The organism is Nostoc sp. (genome assembly GCF_036917275.1).
Classification (GTDB): Bacteria; Cyanobacteriota; Cyanobacteriia; order Cyanobacteriales; family Nostocaceae; genus Nostoc.
In genome coordinates this window covers 185,600-205,834 of sequence record NZ_JBALDF010000006.1, presented here as the reverse complement: position 1 = coordinate 205,834, position 20,235 = coordinate 185,600, and the positions used below count along the sequence as shown (strand labels likewise).

The following is a 20,235-nucleotide window of genomic DNA, read 5'->3' as shown; positions in this document are numbered from 1 at the left end:
AAAAAGCTGTTTCAGGAATATCAAACAATACTACCTTTTGGCATTTGATGTAATATAGACATCAGAAATTAACTATATAGCGAAAAGCAAAAGGACTGGATATACCAGTCCTTTATTATATTGATTTAATGTTTTTATCTTAATAACGGGATTTTTTGATCTTTAACTTTTGCTTTTTACGCCGACGTTCGCTAGCAACAACTGCTTGTTCTACTGGATAACCCACTAGAGGAATTACCTGATATTTGCGCTCTTCTTCTAATTTTTTCAGTTCAGTGTAATCAACCCAGTGAATGCAATCAACCGGACAAGTGTCAATTGCTTCTTGAATAATTTCCTCATTATCCCCATCTTGCCGAACCACGCGCGATCGCCCGTAATCTGGTTCAATGTAAAAGGTGTTACGCGCAACATGAGCGCAATGTTTGCAACCAATACAGGTGATTTCGTCAACATAAACACCATTTTGCCGCAGTACACCACCTAATTCCGGTTCCAAACCAGAGCGTTCTGGAGCATCCCGTAAAAAACCCCCTAATTCTGGTTCCAAACCGGAACGGTTGTCTTCTTGTTCTTCCGACGACGGCAGAAAATCAGCCATTACGCACTCCAGCGCTGTACTACCAGGCGAATTGAACCATCTTCATTTTTTTGTTGTTCAGAGACTTGAAAACCAACACGAGCGGTTTCTTTCACAACTGTTTGATAAGCATAGCGCTGCGTTACCTGGCGTAAAAATCCGTCCACAGATAGGTCTTGCTGCCAATATTGCAAGTCAGCCACCAGTTCATATTCCAAGCCATTCCATTTAAAGCCGATGTCATAGCCATTTTCCTGTTCAATACTAACTTCGGCAGGATGGGTTTGACCGCGATAGCCACGAACTTCGCGTGGACCGGGTTTCCAGTCTACGCCCAATTCGGTCAAAGCATCTTTCAAAGAATCAAGGTTACGGATTTGAGTCTTAATTTGGCTAAAGTGTGACATGATGGTTTTGAATTAATAACACTAAACTACTGTAAAAACTTACCAATCGCTGTAAGTGGTGTGTGTATTCGCCATATTAGATTGCTGCACCTTAGCGGCGAAATATTCTGAGGTTGGCTCATGATTAAGTACTTGCCCCAGCTGTGCCTCTATTGCTGCTGTAACTTCAGCGCAAGAAGCACCCACAATGCCAGTGACTTTCTCTTGTACCCGACCGTCTGGATAGATTATGAACTCTAATGTCTCCATGCTCTTGGCCAACCACGATAAGTACGCTTAAATTGTACTGCCTTAGCAGAAGGCTAAAAATATAGCCGTAGGAACATTTTTACTTAGATACAAACTTGCCATTTGTTAAATAATGTTCCATCTTTCAACATATATATCTCAGAATGTTTACAAAAATTATTAATTTTGTGAGTAGGCACATCAACTGTAGTTAGTCTCTCTTAACCTCATCGATTAGTCAAGGTAACTACTGAAGTTCGCTAAGTAAGCTGTAAAAGCCCTAAAAATAAGCATTAGAGGCAGTATAGGCAGCAAGTCAATTCACAAAAATAGAAAATTTATTGAAAAACTTTATTATTACTATTCGATTTACGTTATTCTCTTCTAAGTAGGTTAAATATAGTAGAGTATAAAGTTGCACTAAGATAGTGGGGTGCATTAGGTCTTGAAATATAGTAAATTTACCTGGCATCGGGTGTAAACGGATTTTTAGACTGCGATCGCCAGAAAATAAAAATAGTATAAATTTTAAGTATAAGCAAATTTGGGGTTTTCTTGTATCAACCCAACCTATGGGGAGGCGATCGCCTGATGGTAGATGTGTAATATGCGTAGGCGTAGACTATTTAAGAAAGCCCTACTTCTATTACCTCACCCGGAACGATGACATTTATCACTTTTCGTGCTTGTGGTATCAGCGGCATTAAATCAGGAAGACGATTTTTGGAGGCGATCAGCACAATAACCGCAACTCCTGCTTGTTCTAAGTTTTGTTATATCGCAAATTTTGATCTGTGGTCAGTAGAATGCTAAAACCTTGTTGTTTCATGAGTTGCAAAAGTTCACCATTCTTTTTCCCTGACCATCCCATCTCGACAACTGTGCGTACTTCGTAATCTTTGAGTTCACGTTTGAGAGGACGTGGAACACATTCATCAAGCAGGATTCGCATAAGCAGTCAGCATTTCTCTTGCTAATTCCAGTGCTGCGATCGCTTGCTCACGGCTAACACTGGGAAAATGATCTAAAAACTCATTTAGCGAATCACCTGCTTCTAGATAATCAAGCAAGGTCTTAATTGGTACACGAGTTCCAACAAAGACAGTAGTTCCCCCTAATATATCGGGGTCACTATGAACAATATGCGATGTTGGTACCATAACAACTTTAGGCATTTATTTATCAATATTTCGCTATGATCCTAACTCGGAATTACTACTACTGGAAGCGTAGGCGGATCATCGTCGTAGATATGGCACGCTACTCTATTAGGACTTACGCACACTCTACGAATTCTTGGCGTTCTTGGCGTCTTGGCGGTTCGACAAATTAAGCTTTTGGGCGATTTTTGCGTAAGTCCTATCTATATTTATTAAACTATCGCTATAGTAAACCAAAAAGTTTTTTCCAAAGAATAATCGCTGCTCTCAGTTACATAATTTTATGTATTATTAAAATACATATATAATAAGTCTTACTTATTGTAGTCCTTTGGATTTTAGATGCTATTTCGCGTGAAAATTTGCTCAAGCCTAAATCACTCAGCAAGAATTTCTGGTGAAAAAACTGATTTGATTGGGTAAGAAACCAGGATAATGAAGCATAATTAACCTTTATAGCTAAAAGCTGTCAGCCATCAGCCACAAGCTGAGATGGTAAAGTTTGAGGGATTGTGATTCAACTTAAGTAATTAACTATGAGTACAGCAAATATTTCGCCAGCGATACGCATAGGAGTACTAGGTTTCGGCGGACTCGGACAAGCCGCCGCCAAGGTACTTGCTGCTAAACAGGAAATGATTTTAGTCGCAGCAGCAGATCATAAAGGCTACGCTTACGCTGCTGATGGTTTAAATACTCAAGAATGCATCGCCACCTACCAGTCCCAAGATTCGGTAGGTCATTTAGAGCCAGTTGGCACTTTAACAAATCAAAGTATTCAGGATGTAATTGAAATAGCTCAATCTGTGGATGGGTATTTTCTGGCTTTACCCAACCTACCAAATGATTTTATTCCCTCTGTAGCCAAGCAGTTTATCAAATCTGGTTGGCGTGGAGTGCTAGTGGATGCGATTAAGCGCACTACTGCTGTAGAACAACTACTGGCGATGAAAGAAGAACTGCAAGCAGCCGGGATTACCTACATGACAGGCTGTGGTGCAACACCTGGATTGTTAACCGCCGCCGCCGCTTTAGCCGCCCAAAGCTACGCCGAAATTCATCAAGTCGAAATTACCTTTGGGGTGGGAATTGCCAACTGGGAAGCTTACCGCGCCACTGTTCGGGAAGATATTGGCCATATGCCTGGTTACACGGTGGAAACTGCTAAGGCGATGACTGATGCCGAAGTAGAAGCATTATTAGATAAAACTAATGGCGTGCTTACCTTGACGAATATGGAACACGCTGATGATGTGATGCTAGAGGTAGCAGGAATAGTGGGGCGCGATCGCGTTACTGTTGGTGGTGTAGTCGATACTCGCAATTCCAAAAAGCCTCTCAGCACCAACGTTAAGGTAACAGGACGCACCTTTGAAGGGAAGATTTCTACCCATACCTTTACTCTGGGAGATGAAACCAGTATGGCAGCTAATGTCTGCGGCCCTGCTTTTGGCTATCTCAAAGCTGGTAAGCAATTGCACCAACGCGGCATCTATGGAATATTCACTGCTGCTGAAATTATGCCCCAATTTGTTAGGTAATAATTAGGAGTTAAGAGTTAAAAATATAAAATTGTAAATTTGGAGCATATTCAGAGACTCCAAATTTGCGATTTAAAACTTCAAAATCCTCACTCCTAATTTTTCTAAGCTGGTGGAATTTGTGGAGAGAAAATATCCGTGAAATTATCCTCAAGCAGCAAATCTGGCGTTTGCATAATAAATGGAAGTTCGGCTCCTACGAGTCCTCGTTGGATGCGTTCTAAAGTATCACTAAAAACTATAAACAGAGGATATATACTATTAGCTCCCTCACTCAAAATATGACTGTGACGGAGAGGCATTAGCCACTCATAATCATTGTCAAGCCAAACTTGGGTTTGTCGCCAACGTCCTAACAAATCAGAAAAGTCTTCGTGAGCACGATGAATAAAGACTAAAATTTCTGCTCCTGTTTTGATTTTCCACTCTGGATCACACATCAAAATTGCCACATCACAGGGTAAACAAATCGTTTGTGGGGGTGTTGTAGGAGTGTTGCGAAGACGGACAATTGGTAAGGGGATAGTAATGACACTTTCGTCTGGACGGCGCAGACTGGGAATCATCTCTAAGTATGGCCGATATTGCTTTAGTAAAGCGATCGCAGCTAGATGATTGCTGTATTCTGCCAAACTTGCTTCATAGTGAGATTTTTGCACAGTCATAGTTGATTAAATAGTTAGGAGTGAGGAGTTAGAAATAAAATTAAGTAGTTAAGAGTTAAGAATGAGGATAAAAAATAAAGAGTTTAAACTCTTAACTCCTAACTTTTAATCCTCTATCCCAACGTTTCAAATACCTTAAACATAGGCAGATACATCGCTAGTAAAATGGTTCCAACCATTCCCCCTAGAACTACAATCATTACTGGTTCCAAAATACTGGTCATTGCTTTTACTGCTTGCTCAACTTCATCTTCATAGAAATCGGCAACTTTCATCAACATTGCATCTAATTCTCCAGTTTCTTCTCCGATACTAATCATCTGAATTGCCATAGTTGGAAAAACGCCATCATTTTCTTGTAAAGCAATGCTAATCATACCTCCTTGTTGAATCTCAAGGCGGGCTGCATCTATAGCATTGGCAATCACTTGGTTTCCTGATGTATCTCGGACAATTTCTAAGCAAGTTAAAATTGGCACACCTGAACGAGTCAAAGAACCAAAAGTTCTGCTGAAGCGGGCGACCGAAGATTTTTGAATTAAGTCGCCAAACAAGGGCACTTTTAGGGAAAGACGATCAATTGTTAGGCGACCACCAGGAGTTTTACCGAATTGTGAATAGGCAATTTTCAGTCCGACAATAATAAAGAGAAGGATGACAGCCTTCGGACTTCTCAAAAATTTGCTAGCATCCATCAAGAATTGCGTTAGAGGTGGTAATGTAATTCCAATTTGTTCAAAAATCGTGGCAAAAATGGGAATAAGAAAAATGGTCATGCCGAGAAAGATAGCAACTGCGATAAAACCCACGACTATTGGATAAGACAATGCTGATTTAATTTGGTTTTGTAAGCGGGCAACATCTTCTAACAACTTGGCTAAACGATTCAATACTTCGTCTAAAACACCACCAACTTCGCCAGCTTGAATCATACTCACATATAATCCATCAAAGCAGTCAGGATGCTTCCGCATTGACTCTGAAAGATTCATTCCGCTTTGAACATCGATGCTAATCTCCACAAGGGCTTGTTTAAGTTTAGGGTTACTACACTGTTCAGAAAGTACCCCCAGACTTCTAACGATCGCAACTCCCGCATTCATCAAAACGGCAAATTGACGAGAAAAAACGGCTTTGTCTTTCACAGAAACCTTAACTAAGGAAGTCTGGAATTTTTTTAAGTCAAAATTTAGCTGAAATCCTTGAGATTGTTTGAGTTCTTGGACTACAAAACCTTGTTCTCTAAGATTAGTACGAGCTTGTACCAAGGATTTGGCAATAACTTTTTCTGTTCGGGATTTTCCTTGAGAATCTCGAACACGGGCAACGTAGTTTGGCATAAATAAATTCAAAATTCAAAATTCAAAATAGTTAAGGGTTTTTCATCCCTTTCATCTCCCCTAACCCCAGTTCCTTTAATGCGCTCTGGCAGCCGCACCGGGTTTTGCACCTGCTGCCTGCGGTGTAGCAGTACCGATGAGACGTTGGATTTCATCTGGCTTAGAAGTTTTAGACATCGCGGCTTCAAAGGAGATCGTTCCTGCTTTGTAAAAATCGGCTAAAACCTTCTCCAGAGTTTGCATCCCCAATTTGCCGCCAGTCTGAATAGCTGAGTAAATTTGAGATGTTTTGCCTTCTCGAATCAAGTTGGAAATAGCGGGAGTGACAATCAGAATTTCTTGAGCCATCACCCGACCATACTCACCGGGTTTAGGGTTTTTCTTAGACACCAAGGTTTGGCTAAATACCCCCACTAACGAGTTAGACAATTGCACCCGCACTTGAGTTTGTCTTTCATGGGGGAAAACGTCGATAATCCGGTCAACTGTCTGTGCAGCGGAACTGGTGTGTAGCGTGCCAAATACCAAGTGTCCTGTTTCTGCTGCGGAAATCGCCAAAGAAATCGTTTCCAAATCGCGCATTTCTCCCACCAGAATAATATCTGGATCTTCCCGCAGAGCTGCTTTCAAAGCATTAGCAAAGCTCTTGGTATCTTCACTCAGTTGTCGCTGGTGAACCAAGCTTTTAATTGGTTCGTAGACAAATTCAATTGGGTCTTCCACCGTTAAAATATGCTCCGCCTTGGTGCGGTTAATCAAATCGATCATTGCCGCTAGGGTAGTTGTCTTGCCAGAACCTGTAGGGCCTGTCACTAGAATTAGTCCTCTGGGCTTGTCGCACATTTCCCGCACAATATCTGGCAGACCTAATTTTTCAAAGTTAGGAATTTTAGAACTTAATGCCCGTAAGCAAGCAGCATAAGCACCACGTTCTTTATAAACATTGACCCGGAAGCGAGCTAAACCCTTAACACCATAAGAACAATCCAACTCCCAGGTCTGCTCTAAGGTTTTACGTTGGGTGTTGTTGAGCATACTAAAAATCAGCCTTTGACATTGATCAGCTGTTAATACATGCTCACCTATGGGGGTGAGTTTGCCACTGATGCGGAAGTAGGGTGGTAAACCTGCGGATAAATGCAAATCTGAGCCACCCATTTCAATCAACTGCTCCATCAGGTCTTCAATCATCATTTCCATAGTTCTGCTTCCTTTTGATGTTTGTTTAGTTCATAGTCCGAAGTAATAACTCTTGAACGCCAGATTCTCCCTACAGCCCTTCCCAAACGGGCATCCTACGGCAGGCGCTGGCTCCCCTTGACCAATGATTAGTCTTGAAAACGAGATGTCATACAGTAGGGACAATCCAGCCATTCTGGTTTCAATGTGGCATCGCAAGTCCGGCAGGTAAGACCAGTCTTGCGTTTGGCTTTTAACTCGGCTTCCAAACCAGTATCAGTAAACGTCACTCGTTCTACTTCTTCTAGGGTGGTAGCACCTTGGCGCACTAAGTCCAAACTGTAAGCCAGCAAGGTTTTCATGCCCTCTTCTATTGCCACTTCCTTAATCCGTTCTGTGGGTGCATCTTCGTTGATGAGAGTTTGCAGGTTTTCGGTAACTCGCATGACTTCATAAACACCACAACGCCCTTTGTAGCCGACACCATTACACGCTGGGCAAAGTTGATTTTTAGCTTTGGCTTCTGCGATCGCTTCTAATGTCAAACTGTTAGCTTTGTAGAAGGTGACTCCGACATCTGAAGAAGCTGATAGACCATAGCGAGCCAGTTCTTTGATCGTAGGAGTGTAGGGAATGCGACATTCAGAACATACACGCCGCACCAAACGTTGAGCTAAAACGCCAATTAGCGAACTAGAAACCATGAAAGGCTCAATACCCATTTCTCCCAAACGAGCGATCGCTCCTGGGGCATCATTGGTATGTAAGGTAGTTAATACTAAGTGACCCGTCAAGGCAGCCTCAATTGCTGTTTTTGCCGTTTCTTTATCCCGCGTTTCACCCACTAGCAGCACATCTGGATCTTGCCGCAAGAAAGCCCGCAATGCGGTAGCAAAATCCAGCCCTTTTTCCCGAATCACCTGTACTTGAGTAATTCCTGGAAGACTGTACTCAATTGGGTCTTCCACTGTACTGATATTAATACCGGGATCATTCTTTTCTGAGAGTGCAGAATAGAGCGAGGTTGTTTTCCCAGAACCAGTTGGCCCAGTCACCAAAATCAGACCAAAAGGACGGCCTACCATATCCTGGACAATTTGTAAAGTCTCTGGATCAGTAATTAACTTATTCAATCCTAGTTGGGTGGAGGAGTTATCCAAAATCCGCAGCACCACCTTTTCCCCGTAACGACTGGGTAAGGTACTCACGCGAAAGTCTACTTTACGTCCCTCAAACATCCGCCGGATACGTCCGTCTTGGGGTATACGTCGTTCAGCAATGTCTAGATTGGAAATGATTTTAAATCGGGCTGTCAGCGCCGGGATGATTTTTTTTGGTAGGGGGGGAAAAGCTTCACCCAGTACCCCATCTTTCCGAAAGCGAATGCGTAAGTTTTCCTCTTGCGGTTCGATGTGAATATCAGAAACCTTCTCGTGCAAAGCTTTAGCCAGGATTCTGTTGACTAGGTTGATGACTGGGGCATCCTCTGCACCCTTCATCGCCGCCCCTAGATCAGCCTCCATTTCTTCAGGAGCATCCTGAAGATCAAGATTTCCGAGGTTTTCTAAATCCTGATTAATATCTGTAAACTTTGCTTGTTCCAGGTGCTTTTGCTTAACAGCCATTTCATCCAAGTATTGGTTGATTAGCTGTTGGTAGTCTTCCTGTGTAATCACCATCCGCTGCAATGCCAAGCCTTGGGGGCGCAAGATGCGGTTCAGGTCATCGGAAGCCTCTAGATTATCTGGAGCGACCATTGCCACTAAAACTGAGGGCGGGGTTTGGTCTTCGTGTTTCGACAGTGGTACTAAACGATGGCGACGACAGATATCTACTGGAATGAGGGTTTCAATCAGGTTCCCGATCATCGTGTTGCCAAGCTGGTTGACTTCCGGATCGAGGAATTCAACACCGTATAGTATTTTAAGTTCAAATAGCTGCTGTTTTTTATATTGCCTGAGCAACTCAGGCGATAGTTGTTGCCCAGTGATTGACTCTAGTACTTCCGTTAAGGGTCTGCCAGATTTGCGGCTTTCAATTAGTGCCTGCCTCATCTGTTCGGTATTGGCATAGCCAGATTGCACTAGCTTGTTGCCGAAAGGCGAAAACTCTGTTCTGGTAGTTAGAGCGGTACTGCGCCGTTGTGGTGACAAGTAAGTCATAAATGAGCAATTGATTTGGGAAACCTCTGCTTAAAGTATTCCCCTACTGTGAGACAGAATTCTCATTTACTAAAAAGTCTTAGTGCAGGCAAAAGTTTGCCTACCTTTCACAAGGGGCTTAACAAGGGATTTTGCCCCAAGCCTTATTAATTGAGATGGTAAGTAAGTTGGCCTAAATAAAGCAAACTATATAAAAAAAATAAAGCTCTGTAATTTGCTTGTAGTAAGCGCTTCAACGCTAAAAGGCTTACTACAAGCGTTTAATTTTTTACACCAACTTACTTAGCTGGATTTGAGCCAAGCTCTACTAGTCACCAAACTTCTGATCTGCGGTTTCGGTTGTTCAGAGTTATCGCTAAGTGCTGAGTCAAAAAGAAGTAATAGTAGAGAAAATAGAAACTCCTGACTTGCTCAATCAACAAACCTTCAGTCATAGGGTAGAATCGAGGACTCAAAATATATGACTCAGCACTCAACACTTAGCACTTTTGAAGGAATGACAATATTTGATAAATGGTTAAATTTTAAGTAGTAATTCTTGAAAAAACTGACTCATGAATAAGATTAGGGGCGAATCACATTCAGCACCACTCTTCCAAATTACTTACTCCTAGAGGTACACTACTCGTTCGGGTTACCGCCTTAGTGGCGTCTACGCTAACGTGTTCACCATTTGTCACAATAAGAGGACGGTGACATCATTTCCAGGAACTTGTCGGCAACAAAATCAGCCTCAGTGGCAAGTCGTGGATAACGACGGTTGCAAGCTGTGGAGATACACTGCCATAAAAAGCATCTGGAATGAGTAGACAATGATGGATGAAAATAGACAGATAAACAATACAAGCCAGCAATTGGGTGAACCAACAGAGGTAAAGCAAGCAATGAAGAGTGACTCCGCAGCCCAAATTAATTTCAATGAATCTAGTAATGAGGTTACAGATCAAGTGGCAGCCCAAACCAATATACCGGGGGATACGGCTACTTTCAATCAAGATAATGGCGTCGCTGCAACTGAGAAAACTGAAGTGGAAACAGCAGCTTTGGCACAACTGACTCAACAAATCGAGTCTCTAAAAACGCAATTAGAAGAGCGTAGTACTCAATATATGCGGATTGCCGCTGATTTTGAGAATTACCGGAAACGCACTAGCAAAGAAAAAGAAGAGCTAGAAGTGCAGATGAAGCGGAACACGATTTTGGAATTGCTGCCAATAGTCGATAATTTTGAGCGGGCGCGATCGCACCTCAAACCGCAATCTGATGGCGAAATGACCATGCACAAAAGTTACCAAGGCGTCTACAAACAATTAGTGGATAGCTTGAAGCGCTTAGGTGTATCACCAATGCGTCCTGAAGCTCAAGAATTTGATCCCAACCTCCATGAAGCAGTAATGCGGGAACCTACGGATGAACATCCTGAAGGAACAGTGTTAGAAGAGTTAGTGCGCGGATATTACTTGGGCGATCGCGTGCTGCGCCATGCAATGGTCAAAGTAGCTGCTCCAAAAGAAGATACACCTGCTGCACAGGAGGATCAGTCTAGTTCAGCCAACAGTTAAGCTGTAGTTGCTCGCCTCGCTGATCAAAAGTGCCTGGTTTCTTGCAAGGACGAGCATTGTTACTGAGACATTGAGAGGATGAAGGAGATGAGGGAGTGAAATTATCAATCAGCTTCCTCATCTCCTCCTGATCCCCTATCTTCTCCATTTCTAGATGCTGTTGTTTGAGCTAGCCTTGATTCCTAGCTCAAAAAGTTAGTCCGCGACACAGTATAGCAGAAAGACTCAGTAAAAATATTTACAAATATGGGAAAAGTTATTGGGATCGACTTAGGCACTACTAACAGTTGCGTCGCAGTTCTGGAAGGCGGTCAACCACTTGTGATCGCTAGTTCTGAAGGTGGACGAACTACTCCAAGTATTGTGGGATTTGGGAAGAGTGGCGATCGCTTGGTCGGTCAATTGGCAAAGCGCCAAGCCGTAACTAATGCCGAAAACACAATTTACAGTATTAAACGATTCATCGGGCGGCGTTGGGAAGACACTGAAACAGAACGCGATCGCGTCCCTTACAACTGTGTCAAAGGTCGAGATGATACTGTTGATGTTCAAATTCGCTCAAAAAACTACACGCCACAAGAACTATCCGCCATGATCCTGCAAAAACTCAAGCAGGATGCGGAAAACTTCTTGGGTGAGGAAGTTACTCAGGCAGTGATTACGGTACCCGCATATTTCACAGATGCCCAAAGACAAGCAACTAAAGATGCTGGTACGATTGCTGGACTAGAAGTCCTGCGAATCATCAACGAACCAACAGCTGCGGCTTTAGCTTTCGGATTGGAAAAGCAAGACCAAGAGCAGCTAATTTTAGTATTCGACTTGGGAGGTGGCACCTTCGACGTATCTATCCTGCAACTAGGGGATGGAGTTTTTGAAGTTAAGGCGACTTGTGGTAACAACCACTTAGGTGGAGACGACTTTGATAATGCGATCGTGCTTTGGATGATGGAACGCTTCCAGCAACAAGAGAAAATCGATCTTTCCCAAGATAAAATGGCGCTACAACGCCTGCGGGAAGCAGCAGAAAAGGCAAAAATTGAACTCTCAAGCATGGTGAATACCTCTATCAACTTGCCGTTTATCACTGCTGATGACACCGGTCCAAAGCATCTGGAGATGGAACTCAGCCGCTCTAAATTTGAAGAACTCGCACTTGATTTAATTGAAGCTACCATCGAACCAATGATCCAAGCGCTCAAAGATGCGGATCTCAAACCACAAGCGATAGATCGGATTATTTTGGTAGGTGGTTCTACCCGTATTCCCGCAGTCCAAAACGCGCTAATTAAATTTTTTAATGGCAAAGCTCCCGATCGCTCTGTCAACCCTGATGAAGCCGTAGCATTGGGAGCTGCTATCCAAGCAGCGGTGTTGGGTGGCGAAGTCGATAACCTCTTACTATTGGATATCACCCCTCTCTCTTTGGGAATTGAAACTTTGGGTGAAGTGTTCACTAAAATCATTGAACGCAACACCACAATTCCTACTAGTAAGTCACAAGTTTTTTCCACAGCAGTTGATGGGCAAACCTCAGTAGAAATTCACATCCTCCAAGGTGAACGGGCGATGTCACGAGATAACAAGAGTCTCGGTAAGTTTCTGTTAGCAGGAATCCCCCCATCTCCCCGGGGCGTACCTCAAATTGAAGTATCCTTTGAAATCGATGTTAACGGTATCCTTAAGGTTTCTGCCCAAGACAAAGGTACAGGTCGAGAACAGAGTATCAGGATTACCAATACAGGTGGCTTGAGTACCAACGAAGTCGAACGGATGCGCCAAGAAGCCGAACTGTTTGCCGAAGAAGATAGAAGACGTAAAGAATTGGTAGAACTCAAAAACCAAGCAGATAATCTGTTGTTCAGTTACGAATCCACAATTAAGGATAATAGCAACTTTATCGGCGACCAGATGAAAACTTTGGCCAGTGAAAAAGTTTCACAACTCCAAGCTGCAATGATTGACTCCAGCATCTCCACAATGGAATTTAAGCAGCGTTTAGAGGACTTCCAACAAACCCTGTTTGCAATTGGTGCCGATGTCTACAATCGAGCTAACAGTCAAAGTGATGACATTGAGGAGGCTTCAACTAGTCTCTTTACCCCAGAAATAGACTCACCCATAAATGGCACACTCATACCACAATTCAACTTTGATTTTGACGAAGAAAGTACTGCCCAGGTTGATTATGAGGCGATAGATTAGGGGTTGGGCATTGGGCACTTGTACTGAGCATCTCGACAACTCTTAGAGACGCTACGCGATCGCTCGATAGAGCCAGCGTCGTAAAGCCTGCGGCATAGCTACGCCCTAAGCGCCAGCCTCTCCAAGAGTTGTATTGGGGAGCCAGTGCTCTCCAGCGGGTTTATTGCCGGAGGCGACTAGCTTTACCGTTGGGAGACGACTGGCTACCGCAACTCTTAAAGACGCTCTTGCGTTCGCTATCCGTTGTTCGCGTTGCCGGAGCCTCTCCTACAGAAACGTCTTTGAACAGGAGAAGCAACTGGCGTCATTGGGCATTATTATTCTTTCCCTGCACCTCTGCCCCTCTGCTCCTCTGCCTCTTCCCCACTCCCCTAACTTGCAGATTTTTATTAAGACACTTTAATATATCTAAATATATTGATTATAAATTTAGCGAAGTTTCACAAGACCCCAGCCGTTTGCTAGATTGTAGAAGCAAATTACTGTGAGCTAGGCAGTATGCTAGTTCAGATGCACTTCCATTGCATCTGGGTGGTTTTCCACACCTAATAGTGCGGCTAGCCCCTGTGGTTGATGGGCGGGGTTTTCCTCTGCTACGTAGCACAATTGTAAAAGAGACAGCCGACTCGGCAGTGAGAAGTCTGAGCAGAGGCTTGCCCTACTCCTAACTTCTGTAGCTTTTGTCGTCTCCCACGAGGAAAGCAGCTGTTGCTCAAGATTTGTCGGTGATTTTTGTAAAAGGTAAAGGGTAAAATTCAGTTATTAACAAAAATTAATTTTATCTTCTGCCTGGCCTTTGGCAAGCCACCCTCTGAAGGACACTGCATTGCTCTTCCAGAGCTATAGGTAATAACGCCTTCCCGTAGGGTAGCAAGTGGCCTTTTGTGACGTTCTACTGCCTTCTGCTTTCTTCCTTCTAACTTTTACCTTTGCTATATGGCCCGCGACTATTATGAAATCCTGGGTGTCTCTCGTGACACCGACAAAGAAGAAATCAAACAAGCCTATCGCCGTTTAGCCCGGAAATATCACCCAGATGTGAACAAAGAACCCGGAGCGGAGGATCGCTTTAAAGAAATTAACCGCGCTTATGAGGTGCTCTCGGAACCAGAAACCCGCGCTCGTTACGATCGCTTTGGTCCAGAGGGCGTGTCAGGTGCTGCTGGTGCTGGCTTCCAAGATGTCGGCGATATGGGCGGTTTTGCCGATATTTTTGAAAGCATTTTTAGTGGCTTTGCTGGCGGTATGGGTAGTCCCACCCAACAAAGACGGCGCAGTGGGCCTGCCAGAGGTGATGACCTGCGGCTAGACTTGAAATTAGACTTTCGGGAAGCGGTATTTGGCGGTGAAAAAGAAATTCGCATTTCACATCTAGAAAATTGTGAAGTCTGTAGCGGTTCTGGTGCTAAACCTGGAACCCGCCCTCGGACTTGTTCTACTTGTAGCGGATCGGCTCAAGTCCGCCGTGTCACTAGAACACCCTTTGGCAGTTTCACCCAAGTCTCGACTTGTCCCACCTGTAATGGAACAGGGATGGTAATTGAAGATAAGTGCGATGCCTGTGATGGGAAGGGCGCAAATCAAGTAACGAAGAAACTCAAAATTACCATTCCAGCTGGGGTGGATAATGGCACACGCTTGCGGATTTCTAGTGAAGGAGATGCAGGACAACGTAATGGTCCTGCTGGGGATTTGTACGTTTACTTGTTCGTGAATGAGGACGAGGAATTCCAAAGGGATGGCATTAATATTCTCTCGGAAATCAAAGTTAGCTACCTGCAAGCGATTTTAGGTTGTCGGTTAGAGGTAGATACAGTAGATGGACTGGTAGAATTAATCATTCCAGCCGGTACTCAACCGAATACAGTGATGAAGTTGGAAAATCGCGGTGTACCCCGCTTGGGTAATCCCGTAAGTCGTGGGGATCACATGCTGAACGTATTAATTGATATTCCTAATAAAATCACCCCAGAGGAGAGAGAACTGCTGGAAAAGCTAGCTAAAATTAAGGGGGATCGGACTGGTAAAGGCGGTCTAGAAGGATTCTTGGGAAATTTATTTAAGTGATGATGCCCTCTTCTGTTTCAACTCCCGATGCTCAACTTGATTTACGCGGCACTCCTTGCCCAATTAATTTCGTGCGGACAAAACTACGTCTGGAAAAAATGCCATTGGGAGGTTTGCTAGAAGTCTGGCTAGATCCTGGTGAACCGATTGAGCAGGTTCCCGATAGTCTGACAATGGCAGGTTATCAGGTGGAACAAATTACAGACTGCACTGGTTATTTTTCTCTGTTAGTGCGCCGTCCAATTACTGGGCAATGACAGGGGAAAATTTTGCCGCAACTGGACAGTTATTGGGTACGGTGCTGGCTGTACAGGCTAATTTTTACCAAGTACATCTGGATCAAGAGGATGGGGAGATGAGGGAGATGGGGGAACAAGATCCTCATCTTCCTTATCCCCCTCTCCTACTTTGTACCCGGAGAACACGCTTGAAAAAAATCGGGCAACAGGTAATGGTAGGCGATCGCGTTGTGGTAGAAGAGCCAGATTGGGCTGGGGGGCGAGGAGCGATCGCTGATGTTTTACCTCGCCAAAGCGAATTAGATCGTCCAGCGATCGCCAATGTCAACCAAATTCTCTTGGTATTTGCCGTAGCTGATCCACCTTTGGAACCTTATCAACTGAGTCGGTTTTTAATTAAAGCTGAGTCTACCGGCTTGGATGTGCTTTTATGCTTGAATAAAAGTGATTTAATTTCACAACATGAACAGCAGCAAGTTAGCGATCGCCTCCTTGGTTGGGGCTATGAACCAATATTTATCAGCGTCAAAGATGGTATAAATACCGACCAAGCATCCAGATATTTGAGCAATAAAATTACTGTCATTGCTGGGCCTTCCGGCGTGGGTAAATCCAGCTTGATTAATTCGCTGATTGATTTTGCCAAGCTGCGAGTGGGAGAAGTTTCTGGGAAACTGGCTCGTGGTCGTCATACGACTCGCCATATAGAATTATTTGAGTTACCTAGCGGTGGAATGCTTGCAGATACCCCCGGCTTTAATCAGCCGGACATGGATTGTATCCCAGAAGAATTAATCCATTATTTCCCTGAAGCAAGAAAGAGGTTAGCAGTTGCTAGCTGTCGGTTTAGTGATTGTTCGCATCGAGACGAGCCTGAGTGTGCGGTGCGGGGAGACTGGGAACGATATGAACATTATTTAGAATTTTTGTCCGATGCGATCGCCCGTCAAACTCAGCTGCACCAACAAGCTGATCCAGAATCTACTATGAAGTTAAAAAGCAAAGGCAAAGGGCAGAGTCAATACGAACCCAAGCTAGAAAGTAAAAAATATCGTCGGATTTCCCGCAAGACTCAGTTACAGGACTTGCAGGAGTTATATCGGGATGAGGAATAAGAAGTGCCATGTCTACGACGGTCACTGAGCTTTGTCGTAAAGCCTACGGCATAGCTACGTTTAAAGCGCAGCCTCTCGTAGAGAAGTGCGAGCTGCGCCTACGCATTCCTATGCAAAAGTTTCTCACGATAGCATGGATACAAACAGAAAAACTATCTTGTATGTCTCAATCCCTTGCTGCCACTCCTAGTTTACAAGATGTCACTGAGAGTATAATTTTCCTACCAGGCAACATCTATAGTAACGAACCCCCCTTGAAATCTGACTTATCTTAATCAATATTTAGTGATAGTTTTTTAGAAGTCCCCAAGCCTTTTGCTCAAAAATAACTCTCGTGATGTTTCGTCCAATCTTTCATCTTGCCTTCCCTGTCCGAGACTTAGAAGAATCTAAGAACTTTTATGTCACCACCTTCGGTGCCAAGGTAGGTCGTGTCCGTGACAAGTGGCTCGACATATTTCTGTTTGAAGCTCAGATTACTTTGCATGAACGACCTTCTGAGGTTTTACCGATGAGAGAACATGGCGTGCGTCACTTCGGTGCGGTTTTGACGTGGAGTGATTGGGAGACGCTTGCAAATCGCCTTGATGAAATGAGGGTTCAGTTCAAGGTAAAGCCAAATATTTCTGGTGTGGGTACCGACGCAGAGCAAGCGAAGATGCTATTAAATGATCCGAGTGGAAATGCGATTGAAGTAAAGGCATACAGAAATCTATCTGTCGCCTTGGAAATAAAATGACTTGCAAGAGTGTTCTGTAAACGAGGTCTAACTCAACTTAAGAAGGAAGAATGATTCAAGGAATTAGTTATATCACATTCATGAAAAATTGGCAGAACGCTTACGAGCCGCAAGAATTAAACCTGAGTAAATATTTTAAGTGCAGGATTATACAATAAACAAATAGGCAGATTTTACAGAGATTTAAAACTAGTTAACAACAATACGCGGTGGGGGCACAACATTGTTGTGCCTCTACAAACACTGTGTTTAACTCAATTGAAAACTATTCTTACGATCCCCATAAAGTCTTAAAATATTGTTAATTTCTGCCAAACCTCTCGACCTTCAACTTACAAGTATCACCCCAAAATCACTATGGCTATCGGCTACGTCGCGCTTGTACTCCATGCACATCTGCCCTTCGTTCGTCACCCCGAAAGTGACTACGTGCTGGAGGAAGAATGGCTCTATGAAGCCATCACAGAAACCTACATCCCCTTATTGAAAGTATTTGAAGGCTTAAAGCGAGACGGTATCGACTTTAAAATCACGATGAGTATGACACCACCTCTAGTGTCGATGCTCCGTGATCCTCTGCTGCAAGAACGCTATGACGCACACTTAGCTCAACTAGAAGAACTTATACAACTAGAAGCAGAACATAATATCAATAACGGGCATCTTCGTTATTTAGCCGAATATTACGTTACTGAGTTTAAGGAAGCGCGTCAGCTATGGGAAAGCTACAAGGGTGACTTAGTTACAGCTTTTAAGAAGTTCCAAGACAGTAACAACCTGGAAATCATTACTTGCGGCGCTACCCACGGGTATTTACCGTTGATGAAAATGTATCCAGAAGCAGTGTGGGCGCAAATTCAGGTAGCCTGCGAACATTACGAACAAACCTTTGGACAAGCACCTAGAGGCATTTGGTTGCCTGAATGCGCCTACTATGAAGGTTTAGAGCGGATGCTAGCCGATGCTGGGTTACGCTACTTCCTGACTGATGGGCATGGCATCCTTTACGCCCGTCCCCGTCCGCGCTTTGGCACTTATGCCCCAATTTATACAGAAACTGGTGTTGCTGTCTTTGGTCGAGATCATGAATCGTCCCAACAGGTATGGTCTTCTGAGGTGGGCTATCCTGGGGCGGCAGAATATCGAGAATTTTACAAAGATTTGGGCTGGGAAGCAGAATATGAGTATATCAAGCCCTACATCATGCCCAATGGTCAGCGGAAAAATACGGGCATTAAGTATCACAAAATTACGGGGCGTGGCTTAGGTCTATCAGATAAGGCACTCTACGATCCGTATTGGGCGCGAGAAAAGGCGGCAGAACATGCTGATAATTTTATGTATAACCGAGAGAGGCAATCTGAACATCTCTATGCTATGATGCAGCGCCCACCAATTATCGTTTCGCCCTACGACGCGGAGTTATTTGGACATTGGTGGTATGAAGGCCCCTGGTTCATCGATTACCTATTCCGCAAGTCATGGTATGACCAAGGAACCTATACAATGACCCATTTAGCAGACTATTTGCGGGATCAGCCAAATCAGCAAGTCTGTCGTCCTTCGCAGTCAAGTTGGGGTTTCAAGGGTTTCCACGAGTATTGGTTGAATGAAACGAATGCGTGGATTTATCCGCATTTGCACAAAGCCGCGGAACGGATGATTGAAATCTCGCATTTGGAACCAGAGGATGAATTGGGGTGCAAAGCGCTCAACCAAGCGGCGCGGGAACTGCTATTAGCACAATCTTCTGACTGGGCATTTATTATGCGGACGGGAACAATGGTACCCTATGCAGTTAGACGGACGCGATCGCACCTGATGCGGTTCAATAAGCTCTACGAAGACGTTAAAATCGGCAAAGTTGACAGTGGTTGGCTGGAAAAAGTCGAGTTAATGGATAATATCTTCCCCGAAATCAACTATCGCGTCTACCGCCCGCTATAGTCTCACGAAAAATAATCAACAGCAGTAGGGTGGGCATTGCTCACCCTATATTAGTTAGTAGTGAGGAGCGTTTATTTTACCAACAACAGAGCAAGCCTTAGCCTGTGTAAGGGTTTGTCAAATGCTGTCAAATCTTTACAAAGACATCCGCTTATTTCGATTTGATGACAAAATCGGATAAATTTACATTTTATCTGTGGATGAACTGTAAATCATTGTTTATCGCAATGGCGAATGGGAGTTTGTCAATGAACCCGAATTATGAACAAATGAGTTTTACAGAGTAGTAAATAAATAGATTACCAGCGACGTATACATCTGGGTGATTTTGAAAATATATTTCCAGCACAGTGGTAGCGTATACGAGACACTTGCGCTGTAAATCACCTTCAGCCATCGGCTTACCATCCTCATCTGGGTACTCAATTGGGGTAACGGGGATGTACTCTACTGAGGCTGTCATGGGTTAATACCTCAATTCAACTAGGGCTAGATTTAATTTAACCTTGTTTTAGGTTGTAGGTACCTGCACATCAATTTAATTATCAGACTTTAACTTATGCATTAAACCAGAAAATTATTCTTATCTCATGAGGAGATCCTAATTCGAGAAGTTCTTCAATGAACTGTTCAGAACAACCTACATATTCTTTATAATTTGTCACCCAAGATACTTCAGTTGTTTCAGATTCTTGTTTCCAGTTTGGCAGCACAAAATAGAGCTTTTCTCCTGCTGGAAACTCAGCCGGAAACGAAGCACCATCCTGAAATAAGTGTGCATACTGATGTTTTACGTATGCCCATTGAGTTACATACTGATTGTCCCAATCATAATCTATAATCTCTTGAAGCAATAACCAAGAATGTCCAAAACAATAACCACATTGGTTTTCTGAAAAATACTTCTTGTAGAAATCATTCATATTTTTAGGAAAACCTCGTGGTTCTGAAATCGGCTCTACGACAGCGTACATTGTCCGGCGTAGATTATCTTGGCAAACGCCAGCAAGTGCCGCAAATAATTCATAGGGGCGTCCAATTTCAGTAGATTCTATAGGTACAGTTTTTCCTTTAGAGGTTGTTTGAAAAGTGGTTAACT

At 43.6% G+C, this 20,235-nt stretch carries 19 protein-coding genes and 1 pseudogene; 9 read left to right on the top strand and 11 right to left on the bottom strand.

The genetic code is table 11. The features are described 5' to 3' along the window. Positions 1 to 139: 139 nt before the first annotated feature. The 5 genes from V7K35_RS02505 to V7K35_RS02485 all read right to left on the bottom strand — a co-directional run bounded on the left by V7K35_RS02505 (position 140) and on the right by V7K35_RS02485 (position 2,375). Positions 140 to 601, bottom strand: a complete 462-nt coding sequence (locus V7K35_RS02505) for a ferredoxin (RefSeq protein ID WP_335076089.1) — start codon at positions 599 to 601, stop codon at positions 140 to 142. Continuing rightward, positions 601 to 987: a DUF1257 domain-containing protein gene (locus V7K35_RS02500; RefSeq protein WP_334794066.1), complete on the bottom strand. Its 387-nt coding sequence runs from the start codon at positions 985 to 987 to the stop codon at positions 601 to 603. The genes V7K35_RS02505 and V7K35_RS02500 overlap by 1 nt, the downstream gene beginning before the upstream one ends. A gap of 39 nt (positions 988 to 1,026) precedes the next feature. Beyond that, a complete protein-coding gene (locus V7K35_RS02495) occupies positions 1,027 to 1,236 on the bottom strand; it encodes a DUF2997 domain-containing protein (protein ID WP_273766383.1) in 210 nt (69 codons plus the stop codon). A 742-nt stretch (positions 1,237 to 1,978) separates the two neighbouring features. Next, positions 1,979 to 2,167 (bottom strand): DUF5615 family PIN-like protein, encoded by a 189-nt coding sequence (locus V7K35_RS02490; RefSeq protein ID WP_335076087.1) that lies wholly within the window; start codon positions 2,165 to 2,167, stop codon positions 1,979 to 1,981. Further along, complete coding sequence (locus tag V7K35_RS02485) at positions 2,151 to 2,375, bottom strand: DUF433 domain-containing protein (protein ID WP_335076199.1); 225 nt, start codon at positions 2,373 to 2,375, stop codon at positions 2,151 to 2,153. The genes V7K35_RS02490 and V7K35_RS02485 overlap by 17 nt, the downstream gene beginning before the upstream one ends. Before the next feature lie 536 nt (positions 2,376 to 2,911). Between V7K35_RS02485 and bioU the strand changes: the two genes are divergently transcribed. Beyond that, positions 2,912 to 3,916, top strand: a complete 1,005-nt coding sequence (gene bioU, locus V7K35_RS02480) for a (S)-8-amino-7-oxononanoate synthase BioU (protein ID WP_335076085.1) — start codon at positions 2,912 to 2,914, stop codon at positions 3,914 to 3,916. Between the two features lie 104 nt (positions 3,917 to 4,020). Here the strand turns inward: bioU and V7K35_RS02475 are convergent, their stop codons facing one another. The 4 genes and pseudogenes from V7K35_RS02475 to V7K35_RS02460 all read right to left on the bottom strand — a co-directional run bounded on the left by V7K35_RS02475 (position 4,021) and on the right by V7K35_RS02460 (position 9,262). Then, positions 4,021 to 4,581, bottom strand: coding sequence for a hypothetical protein (locus tag V7K35_RS02475; RefSeq protein WP_335076082.1), 561 nt, complete (start codon positions 4,579 to 4,581; stop codon positions 4,021 to 4,023). A 113-nt stretch (positions 4,582 to 4,694) separates the two neighbouring features. Beyond that, entirely contained in the window at positions 4,695 to 5,921 is a 1,227-nt protein-coding gene (locus tag V7K35_RS02470) for a type II secretion system F family protein (protein ID WP_335076080.1), read from the bottom strand. Between the two features lie 75 nt (positions 5,922 to 5,996). Beyond that, positions 5,997 to 7,124, bottom strand: a pseudogene (locus V7K35_RS02465) (type IV pilus twitching motility protein PilT); the annotation flags it as partial. Positions 7,125 to 7,249: 125 nt separating this feature from the next. Further along, the gene (locus tag V7K35_RS02460) at positions 7,250 to 9,262 is read right to left on the bottom strand and encodes a GspE/PulE family protein (RefSeq protein ID WP_335076078.1); all 2,013 of its coding nucleotides are present in this window, start codon (positions 9,260 to 9,262) and stop codon (positions 7,250 to 7,252) included. 812 nt (positions 9,263 to 10,074) lie between these two features. On the opposite strand from V7K35_RS02460, the gene grpE reads away from it, so the two are divergent. The 8 genes from grpE to V7K35_RS29585 all read left to right on the top strand — a co-directional run bounded on the left by grpE (position 10,075) and on the right by V7K35_RS29585 (position 19,317). Continuing rightward, positions 10,075 to 10,824, top strand: coding sequence for a nucleotide exchange factor GrpE (gene grpE, locus V7K35_RS02455; RefSeq protein WP_335076076.1), 750 nt, complete (start codon positions 10,075 to 10,077; stop codon positions 10,822 to 10,824). Positions 10,825 to 11,070: 246 nt separating this feature from the next. Beyond that, positions 11,071 to 13,029, top strand: coding sequence for a molecular chaperone DnaK (dnaK, locus tag V7K35_RS02450; RefSeq protein ID WP_335076074.1), 1,959 nt, complete (start codon positions 11,071 to 11,073; stop codon positions 13,027 to 13,029). 936 nt (positions 13,030 to 13,965) lie between these two features. Beyond that, positions 13,966 to 15,096: a molecular chaperone DnaJ gene (dnaJ, locus tag V7K35_RS02445; RefSeq protein WP_335076072.1), complete on the top strand. Its 1,131-nt coding sequence runs from the start codon at positions 13,966 to 13,968 to the stop codon at positions 15,094 to 15,096. Further along, positions 15,096 to 15,353 (top strand): sulfurtransferase TusA family protein, encoded by a 258-nt coding sequence (locus V7K35_RS02440; RefSeq protein WP_335076070.1) that lies wholly within the window; start codon positions 15,096 to 15,098, stop codon positions 15,351 to 15,353. The genes dnaJ and V7K35_RS02440 overlap by 1 nt, the downstream gene beginning before the upstream one ends. Continuing rightward, entirely contained in the window at positions 15,350 to 16,450 is a 1,101-nt protein-coding gene (gene rsgA / locus V7K35_RS02435) for a small ribosomal subunit biogenesis GTPase RsgA (protein ID WP_335076068.1), read from the top strand. Before V7K35_RS02440 ends, rsgA begins: the two co-directional genes overlap by 4 nt. A gap of 337 nt (positions 16,451 to 16,787) precedes the next feature. Continuing rightward, on the top strand, positions 16,788 to 17,189 hold the full coding sequence (locus tag V7K35_RS02430) for a VOC family protein (protein ID WP_335076197.1): 402 nt from the start codon (positions 16,788 to 16,790) through the stop codon (positions 17,187 to 17,189). 357 nt (positions 17,190 to 17,546) lie between these two features. Further along, a complete protein-coding gene (locus tag V7K35_RS02425; RefSeq protein ID WP_335076066.1) occupies positions 17,547 to 19,136 on the top strand; it encodes a glycoside hydrolase family 57 protein in 1,590 nt (529 codons plus the stop codon). Between the two features lie 73 nt (positions 19,137 to 19,209). Beyond that, entirely contained in the window at positions 19,210 to 19,317 is a 108-nt protein-coding gene (locus V7K35_RS29585) for a DUF6888 family protein (protein ID WP_416211867.1), read from the top strand. 78 nt (positions 19,318 to 19,395) lie between these two features. Here V7K35_RS29585 and V7K35_RS02420 read toward each other — a convergent pair whose 3' ends face one another. Further along, positions 19,396 to 19,599 carry a hypothetical protein gene (locus V7K35_RS02420; RefSeq protein ID WP_335076064.1) on the bottom strand — a complete coding sequence of 68 codons (204 nt, stop codon included), beginning with the start codon at positions 19,597 to 19,599 and terminating at the stop codon, positions 19,396 to 19,398. A 94-nt stretch (positions 19,600 to 19,693) separates the two neighbouring features. Next, a complete protein-coding gene (locus V7K35_RS02415; protein ID WP_335076062.1) occupies positions 19,694 to 20,110 on the bottom strand; it encodes a hypothetical protein in 417 nt (138 codons plus the stop codon). Between the last annotated feature and the right edge of the window lie 125 nt (positions 20,111 to 20,235).